The organism is Flavobacterium xizangense, assembly GCF_054075145.1.
Map to the genome: position 1 here is coordinate 143,062 of NZ_JBSIPG010000003.1, position 13,402 is coordinate 156,463.

The 13,402-nt window shown below is 35.0% G+C and carries 11 protein-coding genes; 3 read left to right on the forward strand and 8 right to left on the reverse strand.

What is annotated here, in order from left to right:
- Positions 1 to 95: 95 nt before the first annotated feature.
- Positions 96 to 2,393, forward strand: a complete 2,298-nt coding sequence (gene bglX, locus ACWA1B_RS10805) for a beta-glucosidase BglX (RefSeq protein ID WP_456906730.1) — start codon at positions 96 to 98, stop codon at positions 2,391 to 2,393.
- Positions 2,394 to 2,511: 118 nt separating this feature from the next.
- Here bglX and ACWA1B_RS10810 read toward each other — a convergent pair whose 3' ends face one another.
- Together ACWA1B_RS10810 and ACWA1B_RS10815 are read right to left on the reverse strand one after the other, a co-directional pair.
- On the reverse strand, positions 2,512 to 2,847 hold the full coding sequence (locus tag ACWA1B_RS10810; protein ID WP_456906732.1) for a DUF5615 family PIN-like protein: 336 nt from the start codon (positions 2,845 to 2,847) through the stop codon (positions 2,512 to 2,514).
- Positions 2,847 to 3,077: a DUF433 domain-containing protein gene (locus tag ACWA1B_RS10815; protein ID WP_456906734.1), complete on the reverse strand. Its 231-nt coding sequence runs from the start codon at positions 3,075 to 3,077 to the stop codon at positions 2,847 to 2,849. Before ACWA1B_RS10815 ends, ACWA1B_RS10810 begins: the two co-directional genes overlap by 1 nt.
- 114 nt (positions 3,078 to 3,191) lie before the next feature.
- Here ACWA1B_RS10815 and ACWA1B_RS10820 point away from each other — a divergent pair, with 114 nt between their 5' ends.
- Positions 3,192 to 4,148, forward strand: a complete 957-nt coding sequence (locus ACWA1B_RS10820; RefSeq protein ID WP_456906736.1) for an aldo/keto reductase — start codon at positions 3,192 to 3,194, stop codon at positions 4,146 to 4,148.
- 79 nt (positions 4,149 to 4,227) lie between these two features.
- On the opposite strand, the gene ACWA1B_RS10825 is transcribed toward ACWA1B_RS10820, so the two are convergent.
- The 6 genes from ACWA1B_RS10825 to ACWA1B_RS10850 all read right to left on the reverse strand — a co-directional run bounded on the left by ACWA1B_RS10825 (position 4,228) and on the right by ACWA1B_RS10850 (position 11,946).
- Entirely contained in the window at positions 4,228 to 5,523 is a 1,296-nt protein-coding gene (locus tag ACWA1B_RS10825; protein ID WP_456906738.1) for a glycoside hydrolase 5 family protein, read from the reverse strand.
- Positions 5,524 to 5,680: 157 nt separating this feature from the next.
- A complete protein-coding gene (locus ACWA1B_RS10830; RefSeq protein ID WP_456906740.1) occupies positions 5,681 to 6,916 on the reverse strand; it encodes a glycoside hydrolase family 26 protein in 1,236 nt (411 codons plus the stop codon).
- A gap of 46 nt (positions 6,917 to 6,962) precedes the next feature.
- Entirely contained in the window at positions 6,963 to 8,153 is a 1,191-nt protein-coding gene (locus tag ACWA1B_RS10835; RefSeq protein ID WP_456906742.1) for an AGE family epimerase/isomerase, read from the reverse strand.
- Positions 8,154 to 8,159: 6 nt separating this feature from the next.
- Complete coding sequence (locus tag ACWA1B_RS10840; RefSeq protein WP_456906744.1) at positions 8,160 to 9,350, reverse strand: glycoside hydrolase family 130 protein; 1,191 nt, start codon at positions 9,348 to 9,350, stop codon at positions 8,160 to 8,162.
- Between the two features lie 30 nt (positions 9,351 to 9,380).
- The gene (locus ACWA1B_RS10845) at positions 9,381 to 10,772 is read right to left on the reverse strand and encodes an MFS transporter (RefSeq protein ID WP_456906746.1); all 1,392 of its coding nucleotides are present in this window, start codon (positions 10,770 to 10,772) and stop codon (positions 9,381 to 9,383) included.
- A 37-nt stretch (positions 10,773 to 10,809) separates the two neighbouring features.
- Positions 10,810 to 11,946, reverse strand: coding sequence for a glycoside hydrolase family 26 protein (locus tag ACWA1B_RS10850; RefSeq protein ID WP_456906748.1), 1,137 nt, complete (start codon positions 11,944 to 11,946; stop codon positions 10,810 to 10,812).
- A gap of 306 nt (positions 11,947 to 12,252) precedes the next feature.
- Between ACWA1B_RS10850 and ACWA1B_RS10855 the strand changes: the two genes are divergently transcribed.
- Positions 12,253 to 13,131, forward strand: coding sequence for an AraC family transcriptional regulator (locus ACWA1B_RS10855; RefSeq protein WP_035647779.1), 879 nt, complete (start codon positions 12,253 to 12,255; stop codon positions 13,129 to 13,131).
- The last annotated feature ends 271 nt before the right edge of the window (positions 13,132 to 13,402 follow it).

Consider the following 13,402-nt stretch of genomic DNA (forward strand, 5'->3'; position numbering starts at 1 on the left):
CTTGAAACGGATAGCCCGACCCGGAGGGACACGCCCAAAAGAGAAAGCTTAGAATCTTAGTATCTCAGTACCTTAGTATCTAAAAAAAACTAACCATGAAAAATAAAAAAATAATAATTATCGGGGTTTTGTCCCTGTTTACTGTTGGAAATATGAATGCACAAAAAAAGCCGTATCTGGATAAAAATAAAACTGTTGAGCAAAGAATCGATTTGCTTTTGCCATTGATGACTTTGGAGGAAAAAGTGGGGCAAATGAATCAATACAACGGTTTTTGGGATGTGACGGGACCGGCACCAAAAGGCGGAACGGCGGAATTAAAATATGAACATTTACGAAAAGGATTAGTGGGCTCGATGTTGACCGTTCGAGGCGTTAAAGAGGTTCGTGCGGTACAGAAAATTGCTGTTGAAGAAACCCGATTGGGAATTCCGTTAATTATTGGTTTTGATGTAATTCATGGTTATAAAACGTTAAGTCCGATTCCGTTGGCAGAAGCGGCGAGTTGGGATTTGGAAGCGATTAAAAAATCGGCGGCGATTGCGGCTGATGAAGCTTCGGCATCTGGAATTAACTGGACTTTTGGGCCAAACGTGGATGTTGCCAATGATGCGCGCTGGGGACGTGTGATGGAAGGTGCAGGAGAAGATCCGTATTTGGGAAGTAAAGTGGGTTATGCCAGAGTAAAAGGTTTTCAGGGCGAAACGGTTGCTGATTTGGCAAAAATAAATACGATTGCAGCCTGTGCGAAACATTTTGCGGCGTATGGTTATGTTGAAGCGGGATTGGAATATAATATTGTGGATATTAGTAATTCTAAATTGTATAATTCGGTTTTGCCTCCTTTTGAAGCCACTGTAGAAGCTGGAGTTCGCACTTTTATGAATTCGTTTAATACGCTGAATGGAGTTCCTGCGACTGGAAATGCCTTTTTACAAAGGGATATTTTAAAAGGGAAATGGAAGTTTGACGGATTTGTAATTTCAGATTATGCTTCGATTCGCGAAATGATTGCACATGGATATGCAAAAGACGAAGCTGATGCAACGGCAAAAGCTGTAATTGCAGGTTCTGATATGGATATGGAATCGTATTTGTATGTCGCAAAACTAGTTGATTTGGTGAAATCAGGAAAAGTAAAAGAAGCTTTGGTTGATGATGCTGTTAGAAGAATTTTACGCGTGAAATTTGAGTTAGGATTGTTTGATGATCCTTACAGATATTGCGATGAAAAACGGGAAAAAGAAGTTGTTGGAAGCAAAGCCAATAACGATGGCGTGTTGGACATGGCGAAGAAATCAATCGTTTTATTGAAGAATGAGAAAAACTTGCTTCCGCTGAAAAAATCAGGACAAAAAATCGCTTTGATTGGCGCTTTGGCAAATGATAAAAACAGTCCACTGGGAAGTTGGAGAATTGCGGCTGATGATAATACAGCGGTTTCAGTTTTAGAAGGTATGCAGCAATACAAAAACAATCAATTGACTTTTGAAAAAGGAGTTGATTTGTTGAAACAAAAAGCAACTTTTTTAACAGAAACAGTTTTCAACACCACAGATAAAAGCGGATTTGAAGCGGCAAAAACAGCTGCAAAAAATGCTGATGTTGTAGTAATGGTTTTAGGTGAATACGGTTTCCAGAGTGGCGAAGGAAGAAGCAGAACGGATTTAAATTTGCCTGGTCTACAGCAAGAATTATTGGAAGAAATTTATAAAGTAAACCCAAATGTGGTTTTGGTTTTAAATAATGGTCGTCCGTTGAGTATTCCTTGGGCTGCAGAAAATGTTCCGGCAATAGTAGAAGCTTGGCAATTAGGAACTCAGACAGGAAATGCAGTAGCGCAGGTTTTATACGGAGATTATAATCCGAGTGGAAAATTGCCAATGTCGTTCCCAAGAAATGTAGGTCAGGTGCCAATTTATTATAACAAATACAGTACAGGAAGACCAATTGACAGTGATAAAAATGTTTTCTGGTCGCATTATATGGATGTGGAAAAAACGCCTCAGTTTCCGTTTGGTTTTGGATTAAGTTATACAACTTTCGAATATAAAAACCTGAAATTGAACAAAACTGCTTTTGCAAAAGGTGAAAAAGTTCAAATTAGCGTTGAGGTTACAAACTCAGGAAATTATGATGGAAAAGAAGTCGTGCAATTGTATATTCATGATGAATATGCGAGTATCGTTCGTCCCATTAAAGAATTGAAAGGTTTTGAATTGGTTAATCTGAAAAAAGGGGAAACGAAAACAGTTTCTTTTACTTTAACGGATAAGGAACTTGGTTTTTATAATAATGAAGGAAAGTATTTAGTTGAACCAGGAACTTTTAAAATAATGGTCGGAGGAAGTTCTGATAAAGGTTTGCAAGACGGTTTTGAAATAAAAGAGTAATTATTTAGAGGCGCAAAGGTTCAAAGTTACAAAGGCGCAAAAATTTTTTTTCGCCACGAATTCACGAATTTTTAAAACAAATAATTTGTGAATTCGTGACGATTTTCACTTTTTATATTTAATAAATTTCTAAAATCATTAAGTCATTATTCAAAATAAATGATTCAATAATCTCTTTCTTTGAAATCAGAATTTCAGCAATTTGCTTAGTGTTTTTATTGAAAGTTTTTAAAATAATAACTTTTGGTGGAGCACCTTTTAAAAGTAACAATTTTTCAAAATCATCATCATGAGTTAGAATTGTAAAATTATTTTGTTTGGCGAATTCCCAAATTTCAATGTCTTTTGCTGGTTGATTTACTTTGATTTCATTAGCATGTGAACAATCTGGAAAATTATTTTCAATAAGTTTAATTATTCTCCATGAAATATTGGCATCCAAAAGTAACTTCATTACGCTGCAATTATTTTGGTAATATTTTCTCTATTTGCAGCAAAAGCTAAAGCTGCAAGAATATGTTCTTTTTTTAATTCGGGAAAATCTTCAATAATTTCTTCAAAAGACATTCCTGTTGAAAGCCATGAAAGAATATCTGAAACACAAATTCTTGTTCCCGTAATAACAGGTTTTCCAAATCTGATGTCAGCATTTATTGAAATTAAATTTTGCCAGCTATTTTCCATAATTTTATTATTTAAACAAATTTACAAAAATAAAACACTATTTGATTTTAAAATAATCAGGTTTGTTTTTTTTACCTTTAAAACCTATTAAACTTCCAACCTTAAACTAAAATAATGAAATATAACAGATGTGGAAAAAGCGGGTTATTATTACCTGAAATTTCCTTAGGATTATGGCACAATTTCGGATCAGTAGATAATTTTGATAATGCTGAAAGTATTGCTGTAGAAGCTTTTGATAAAGGAATTACTCATTATGATTTAGCGAATAATTACGGGCCAGTTCCGGGTTCTGCGGAAACTAATTTTGGTAAAATTCTTTGGCATAATTTTCAGGGCAATTTGCGTGATGAAATTATAATTTCGACTAAAGCGGGTTACACAATGTGGAATGGGCCTTATGGCGACTGGGGTTCTAGAAAATATTTACTGTCAAGTCTCGATCAGAGTTTGAAACGAATGAAAGTCGATTATGTTGATATTTTTTATTCGCATCGCCCAGATCCTGAAACGCCAATTGAAGAGACGATGATGGCTTTGGATTACGCCGTTAGAAGCGGAAAAGCTCTTTATGTGGGAATCAGTAATTACTCGGCGGAACAGACTCGTGTTGCGGTTGATGTTTTAAAACAATTAGGAACGCCCTGTTTGATTCACCAAGCTAAATATTCAATGTTACAACGCTGGGTTGAAGATGGTTTATTGGATGTTTTAGAAGAAAAAGGAGTAGGCTGTATTGCGTTTTCACCTTTGGCACAAGGACTTTTAACAGATAAATATCTAAACGGAATTCCGGAAAACTCAAGAGCGCACAATCCGAACGGACATTTAAAAGAAGATGAGGTAACGCAGGAAAGAATTCAGAAATTAATTCAGTTGAATGAAATTGCACAAAATAGAAATCAATCTTTGGCTCAAATGGCTTTGGCCTGGCTTCAAAAAGACAAACGAATTACATCGGTTTTAATTGGCGCGAGTTCGGTAAAGCAATTATGTAATAATATTGATTGTCTGCAAAATACTGAATTTACTCAGGACGAACTGAATGCGATTGAGAAGATATTAGCGTAAAATGTTTTTTGAAAAACATAAAACACCAATTATTTCGTAGAGGCGCACCGCTCTGCGTCTCTACGAAAATAGGGATGAATTATAATCTTATTTTCTTGAATTCTAAATTGTATTTTTTTACAATATCCAATGTCGATTTATCCGAAGAAAAAACCGAATTCAAACCTTGCGGTTCTTGAGGAGGATCTGTTGTCAAAGGATCTCCGGGATTCCATTTTCCAGATTCGTTAATGGCTTTTCCTTCACCGCCAAAACCCCAGAAATTGGCTCCTTGCAATGGTCCGTTATTTTTAACACTTTCAGCAACACGGCCAAAAATATAATTATAAAAAACATCTCTATTTGCTACTGATGAAGTTGGTAATAAACTTTCGTTTTCTCTTCCTAAACCAAATTCTTCAATGATAATAGGGCGTTTTAAATGGTTTGCAACAGCCAAATGTTTATCAATATATTTTCCCGCATTTTCTAAAGTTGGCGGTAAAGTTTTTTCAGCATTATCAGCTTTAAACCAACCCCAGTTTTTAGGCCAAATATGCATGGTCAAATAATCAATATTTGGATTTTGATGCGTTCTTTCAAAAATTTTGATATCATCATTCGAGCTGTTCAATCCTTCAGAACCCGTAGAAATCAAATGATTTTTATCTAAACTGTCCATTAAATTCACAATGTTGTTTAGCCAAACGGTGAATTTTGCCTCGTTTTCTGGTGTAAAAGTTCGAGGTTCATTCCCAACTTGCCAGGCCATAATTGTGTTATCATCGGTATATTTTTTATGAGAATAAGCATTTTTTCTTCCCATTATAAATTTTACATGATTTTCTAAAGCTTGCATACAAGGTTCACAATTATGAAATTGTTCTGTATAAGACATAAATTGTGGCCATGTATTTGGTGCAATGCCCGGAACTGGAACTGGGCCTTTGCCGTTCCATTCTAAATATTGCGACATTCCGCCAGACCATTCCCAGTTGTTTGTTAGGTACAAAACCGCATACATTTTGCGTTTGCCCATTTCATTTATAAGAAAATCTAATCCGTCAAGTAAATCTTCATCATATTTTCCTTGCTCGTATTGCAAAGCGGGGCGAACCGTAAAATCGTATTTTCCGCCGTCTCCGCCAACTAAAATTCTAAGATTGTCAATGCCGTTTTTCTGCATTAAGTCGAGTTCACGAAGCAATCTTTTTCTATCGCCAACTTTTTTAGAAGCCAGTAAACTTCCATACCAATAATTGGTTCCAATATACGCGTACGGTTTATCGCCTTTATAAAATTGCGTTCCTTTTACCGTAATTCTTTCCTGCGCCTGACAAGCAATTGCAGAAAAAATTAGTACGAAAAAAAAGGTTTTTAGAAATCTGTTTTTCATTATTTGTATTTTTTAGGAGCTAATCCTGCTATCCGTTTCAATCTTTTGTGCCGAACCCCGGCACAAAAGGATTTCCACTTCTATCAGGGCTAGGGCAATCCGTTATTCTAGACATTTTGTTGTTACAACTTGATACTTGAAACCAGAAACAAAAAAACTATTTCGGCAATTCATACATTTTCGGCAAAGAATTCACTAACGCCGATTTTGTTTTTGTGCTATAATTTTTAAAGTCGTTTGTATTTGAAACAGAACCATTCGGCACGTAATATCCGTCTTTATTGTTGTTCCAAAACATTACATAACTTATTTGGATGTCATTTTTAGTTAGAGAGCTATAAAGTAAAGTCGAAAACCAATCGGAAATCGCAGGTGTTGTGCTTGTTACGCGAAAACCAGTTTCTGTTAAAGCAGCAATTTTCACTTTGGTTTTAGCATAATCAGAAAGGATTTTTAGTTTACTGTTCGCTCTGTCGGCTCCAGTTTGTCCTTGATTATTAAAATCACCATAATTATCCATTCCAATAATGTCTACATAATTATCACCAGGATAACGACTCAAATAATCGGCTTGAGTGGTGTATGAATTGTCAGGAGAAAAAGCATATAAAATGTTGTGTACGCCTTTAGTATTCTTTAAATAATCAACGGTAAATTGATACGCTTTTTTATATTCATCGGCAGTAGAAAAACTCGCACCCCACCAAAACCAGCTTCCATCAAATTCATGAAAAGGTCTGAAGATTATCGGAATCAATTCGCCGTTTGTGCCTTTTAAATTCAAAACTACGCTGGCCACTTTATCCAGTTTTTTCTTGTACCATTCATTATTTGCTCCGCCCGGTAAAATGCTTCTAAAAGCCGTAGTTTTTTGTTCCGATGTCATATCGGCAGCATAAAAAGATTCCTCTCTATTTGGTTCTCTCAAATGCCAGCAAAAAGTATTTATTGCACCTTTCGCGTAAGCGGCTTTTGCATCAGAAACAATTTTTTGTTCTTGCTGATAAAACCAATTACTTGCTGTGCCGTCATTACTTTTATCGGTAATAAACATAAAATCTGAACCTAAAATTGCTGGATCAAATCCCGTATTTTTTTTGATATCAGAATCGCCTCCCACATCTTGATAAAAACTATTAAAAGCATCTTGCTGACCAATTGCTGTTTTAGTTTTGGATAATTTTTTCAAATTATAAAACAAAGCAACCGTTTCTTTTGTCGCATTGGCATCAACTAAATATGTTGATGCATTTGCAGTCGTTAGCGGATCAGTATCGACCACAACTGGCGGATCAATTACAACTGGCGGGTCACTTTCATCATTTGATGAACATCCACAAAGAGCTAAAAAAGATAAGCTTATATAAAGAATGTGCAGAAAAGTATTTTTCATTTTGAATTTATTTAAAAAGCTTAATTTGAAATTTGAAAGTAAAATATTAGTCTTTTATTCTCTGAATAAGTTCTAAACAGGCTCGGCTGTTGTGGTACGGGCATTTCCAGAAACCGGCTTTGTCTTTTTCGATCAAAGTATAATCGCGGTAAACGCCCCAGAACCATTCGCCGTTTTGTGTGTCGAGAATGTGTTTTTTAATGAAATCCCAGTTCTTTAAAGCAATTTCTAAATAGTTTTCGTCATCTGTTAATTGATAGGCGTTGTAAAAACCAATTAAAGCTTCGGCTTGAACCCACCAATGTTTTTCGGCAATCAATTCATTGTTTTTTGGATCGAGTTCGTACCATAAGCCACCATCAGTATCAAGACCTTCTTTGGTAACTTCGGCCATTAAAACAGCGTGTTTTTTATAGCGCGAAATCAAACTTCTATCTTCAGAAATTTCAGCGCATTGCAATAAAAGCCAAGCTGCTTCGATATCATGTCCATATGAAATCACATCTGGTTTTTCGACCCATTTTTCATCAAAAAATAAACGTAGATGTCCGCTTTCGGTATTTATAAAATGCCTGTGAATGGTTTCAAGCAATCCAATAATAGCGTCTTGAAGTGCTTTGTCTTTCCAGACCTTAAATAAATTTGCATAAGCCTCGACAATATGCAAGTGTGTATTCATGGTCTTTTTCTCGTTGGCATCTTTGTCGCTCAAACGCAAATCGTCAATAGGTTGCCAATCGCGTGTTAATGCTTCAAAATAGCCTTTGTTTTCAGGATCAAAACTATGTTCCTGAATTTTTAAATATAAATTGATGGCTATTTCTAAAGCTTTTTCCTCTTTAGAAATAGCATAATATTCAGATAATCCATAAATCGCAAAAGCCAGAGCATAAATCTGATTTTTAGTATCTTTTGGAGTTTTGTCCGCATTTATACTCCAAAATAATCCGCCAAATTCGGAGTCATAAAAATATTTTGAAAGAAACTCAAATGCTCTTTTGGCCAATTGTTTATGCTCTTCTTTTTGGGTAACTTGATAACTTGCCGAAAACGACCATAATATCCGGGCATTTAAAACGGCACCTTTTTCGGTATTGGCGATAATGTGTTCTTCAAAATCAATCTGACCAATAAAACCGCCATTTTGATTGTCAATAGTATTTTTTGACCAATATTGTAAAATGGAATCCAGTTCTGCAGTTAATTCAGATTTAAACTGTTTTAGTTTTGCTGACACGATGAATTATATTGCGTTATTTTTTTCAATTTGGCTGATTATTGTTTCGACAGAACCTGCAGAAATAAAAGTGTCAGCGGGAGTATTGGTAACATAATCAACAAGTTTTGCGACAGATGAAACAGCAACATGCATTCTCGTATCTGATGATGCATAGTAGATATAGACTGTTCCGTCAGCGTCTTCGATCCATCCGTTCGAAAATAGTACGTTTGAAACATCGCCGACTCTTTCAATTCCTTCAGGTCCCATGAAATGTCCGGCAGGAACGTGAGTAACTTTTGAAATGTCATTCAAATCAGTCATGAACATATATAAGGTGTAGCGCAAACCTGCAGCGGTGTTACGAACGCCGTGTGCCAAATGTAACCAGCCTTTTTCTGTTTTAATTGGAGCAGGGCCAAGACCATTTTTTAATTCGTAAATGGTATGATATTGTTTTCCGAAGATGATTTTTTCATCTTTTACAATCGGATTCTTCATGTCTTGAACATAACCTAAACCAATTCCGCCTCCTGCGCCAACATCTATAAATCCATCTTGTGGACGTGTGTATAAAGCATACTTTCCGTTAACGAATTCCGGATGTAAAACTACATTTCGTTGTTGTCCTGTGTTCGAAATTAAATCCGGAAGTCTTTCCCAATTTATTAAATCCTTAGAACGCACGATTCCTGCATTGGCTACAGCCGAACTTGTATCGCCTTTAGGTGCTTTTGGATCTTTTCTTTCGGTACAAAAAATACCGTAAACCCAGCCGTCTTCGTGGTTGATCAAACGCATGTCATAAACGTTTGTGTCAGGTTCTTCGGTTTGCGGAATTACGCATGGTTTTTCCCAAAACTTAAAATTATCAACACCATTTGGACTTTCAGCAATAGCAAAAAATGATTTCCTGTCGATTCCTTCTACACGAACGGCAAGTAAATATTTTCCATTCCATTTCATTGCGCCGGCGTTGAACGCAGCATTCATTCCGATTCTTTCCTGCAAAAACGGATTTGTTTTTTCGTTTAAGTCAAAACGCCAGTTTAAAGGCACGTGAGCTGCGGTAACAACAGGATTTTTATAACGCTGATAAATTCCGTTTCCAGCATTTTCTTCAGGAGCGTTTTTTTGCTCCACAAGTGCTTTATGTTCTTTTTCTAATGCTGTTTTTCGGTCCTGAAAAATAGCTGAAGATTTTATTGTTGTCATATATTTTTATTTCTGTATCTGGATTTATTTTTATAGTTTTTGGTCTCTTTTTTCGTTTAAATCTTGTTCTATCGTTTGCAGTTTTTCTTCAGATAAAGGATAGAATAAAATAAAAGCGACTGATATTGCGGCTGCGATTGCAGGAAGTATGCTTAACATTAATTGAATTCCGTGTTGTGCGGTGGCTGTTTGTTCAACATTGGCTTTAAAACCATAATAACCCAAAAGCCATCCAGCGCCCGCGCCACCAATTGTCCATCCAAATTTTTGTGACATTGATGAAGCGGAGAAAACCAAACCGGTTGCACGGCGTCCTTGTTTCCATTCCGAGTAATCGGCGCTGTCAGCATACATTGACCAGATTAACGGGAAAATACAGCCTGCACAAATGCTGATTAAAATTTGGAAAGTCATGATTAGGAAAATGTCTTCTTTTCCGAAGAAATAGAAAATTAAGCTCAATACTGAGGCGATTGCCATGGCACCAAAAAAGGTTTTTTTCTTGCCAATTTTATTCGCAATTGGTGTAGCCAGTATAACTCCAATAATATTTGCGGCCTGACCCAGCACTAGATAAATTGAAGTTGGCGCCATATGAAAATGAGTTCCAAAAAGTGAAAAATCGAAGTTAACAGAACTGCTTACATAATATTTAAAGTAATAAACAGCAGCACCATCTCTAATGGAGTTAAAAACCAAAGTGCCAATTCCGGCTCCTAATAAAATCCACCACGGTTTGTTTTTAAGCAAATCTTTTAAATCTTCTTTTAAGTTAGATTGCTCATTTTCTATAGGTTTAACCCTTTCTTTGGTAAAAAGAAAACAAGCCCAGAAAAATGCAGTTGTAATAACACCAAAAACAGCGATTGTTGCTAGCCAGCCTGTTTTAGAATTAAGGCTTCCGCCAAAGTAATTTACTAAAGGTTCAATTAACCAAAGCGCTAAAAGACTTCCTCCGAAAGCAAAAACCATTCGGTATGAAGACAAAGTTGTTCTTTCTTTTCGGTCAGATGACATAACGCCCAAAAGCGAAGCATATGGAACGTTGATTAACGAATAAATCATCATCATTAACGAATAGGTCACATAAGCATATATTATTTTTCCTTTTTCGTCAAAATCGGGTGTATAAAAAGTTAGAACTCCAATTACGGCAAAAGGCACGGCAACCCATAATAAATAAGGTCTGAATTTTCCCCATTTTGTTTTTGTTCTATCGGCAATGATTCCCACAATTGGATCAAAACAAGAATCCCAGATTCTGGTAATTAGAAACATGGTTCCTACGACAGCAGGGGCTATTCCGAAAACATCAGTATAGAAAAAGAGAAGATACATGCTGAAGATTTTCCAGAACATGGATGATGCAGCGTCTCCGAGACCGTAACCGATTTTTTCTTTTAAATTAATTTTGTCGTGCATTGAATACTTTTTAAAGGTTGTAAGTTAGATTTGGTTGCTATTTTAAGGCTTTCTGAATATCTTTTTCAAAAAGCGTTTTGCCTAGGTTGTAAAAATCTACAAAATCTTTTTCGCTGACTTGTCCAGGAAATGGCGCGTAATAATGCATTTTTTGCTCTTTTTCCTGCCAGCCGTGGTTTCTCCACAATAAAACATATGATATTTTGTAATCGCCAATTGCTTTGTTTAGAGTTCCTGTCCACCATTGAGGATCCGGAATTGCTTCATAACCCGCTTCGGCAATGGCAATTAATTTGTGTTTTTCAACTCCAATTTCATTTATAATTTTAAGTTGTTTCTGAACCTCGTCAATGAATTTTTTGCCGTCTTTATCATCATTATTCTGATAACTGTCGAAGCTTAAAATATCAGCAAAATTATCGCTAGGATAATTGGCTAAAAAATCTTCTTTAGTGCCAAAACTGCTTGTGTTGTAGATGTAAATTAAATTATGAACACCTTTTTTTTGAAGATATTCAAAGGTGAATTTCCATAAAGTTTTAAATTCTTCGGGCGTACAATTTCCTTTCCCCCACCAAAACCAACCTCCAGTAAGTTCGTGATAAGGCCTAAAAAGAATCGGAATATTTTTTCCTTTTTTGTCTTTTAAAGACAAAAAGAAAACAGAAGCTTTATCCAGCCAAGAAGTAAATTTTTTATGATTTTCGCCGCCAGGCAAAACTGTTTTTAGAGAGTTTGGCGTATTGTCCCAAGCATTTTTTCCAGTTGCGGGATTGTCAAAGTGCCAGCTGATAGTTGAAATTCCGCCTCTTTCATTGGCCTCTTTGATATATTGTTTCATTTTGTCAAAAGGAACTCCGTCAATATTTTTGGAATCGTCTTTTTCTAAACCTGCAATATCCCAGCCGTAAACTGCGGGATAATCTCCTGCGGTTTCTTTTACATCGCTTCGGCCGTTTTCGTACTTCCATTTTACGCCATATGCAAGGTCATCCTGATGCCCAAACAAATATCCTTTTTGCGCTAATTGATTTAGTTTTTTATACAGCGAAACAGTTTCAGGTGTCGCTTTTTTATCTGAAAGTGACAAATTAGTATTACTGACAATAGCTTTTGAAGAACATGAAGTTCCAATAAATACTGTAATAATTAAGGTTAGTATGTTTTTTTTCATTCTGGTTTAATAATGTTTTTGGATATAATATCCACAAATTCAGAGATTGAGAATGTAATTTTTGTGCTTCAATTTTCAATCGACGATTCAGTATATTTTTTCAGATAAAATTATTAAAACTTTAAAAAGATATTCTATTAAAAACGATTAATGTTTATTATTAATAACCTTTTTATAAAATTGATAATTCTATTTTTCAAAGATAATTGGATGTTTATCGTATAATTAATATTATTTTATCAATTATATATCATATTATTGCAATCGAAAAGATCTAATTACTTCATAAAATAGCTTTATATAGATATGAGCAGTACTAAAAATTTTTATAGAGAAATAGCGCCGCTGTCTGCTGGAGACAGTTTTTTGGTTTTTGACCGAGTTAAAGATAGTTTTGATTTCCCAGTTCATTATCATCCGGAATTTGAGATTAATTTTATTTTAAACGGAAAAGGAGTGAAGCGCGTTGTTGGTGATAATATTGAAGAAATCGACAATGTTGAATTGGTTTTGATTGGGCCTAATTTATATCATGGCTGGGAATTGAATAAATGTACCAGCAAAAAAATACATGAAATTACAATTCAGTTTCATAATGATTTATTTCATGAATCTTTGTTGTCAAGACGAATTATGAATCCGATTCGGGATATGTTTAATCGTTCGATTCATGGAATTTTGTTTTCTAAAAAAGTAGCCGAAGAATTAACGCCAAGACTTGTAAGGCTTTCTAAATTAGACGGCATGGACTATTTTTTAGAAATCACTTCCTTATTATATGATCTTGCCAATTCCAGAAATCAGCGTTTGCTTTCTACTTATACTGTAGATTATGATACGTTTGATGATTATGATAAAATGAAGCTGGTTTATGAATATGTTCAGAAAAATTTTGCTGATAAAATTACTTTAGAAGATGCTGCAAATGTGGCAAGCATGTCAATCATTTCATTCAACCGATTTATTAAAAAACGCACCGGAAAAACTTTTGTAAATTATATTAATGATATCCGAATTGGATACGCCGCTCGATGGCTTGTTGAAAAAGATATGAGTGTTTCAGAAGTGGCTTTTAAATCGGGTTTTAATAATATTGCCAATTTTAACCGTAGTTTTAAAGCTACTAAAAACTGCACGCCTAGCCAATATAGAGAAGATTTTTCTGGATTAAAACGCATTTTATAGTGATACTTTTTTTTCACAAACAAATATTATTTTTAACGAAATCGTTTGCTTTTTGCAGATTCGTTCATTTTTATTTATAAGAAGTAGTGATTTAAGAGGTGCTATTGCGAAAAACGCAATTAATATCTGGTTTTATTTTCATATGTGTTTTTTTAAACTGATATAGTAAAAATATTATCATTAAATGATATAATACTATCGATTTGATGTTTTGTTCTGTTATAGATTTGTTACATAATTTAGAAAATAAATCACACCCTTTTTTATTACT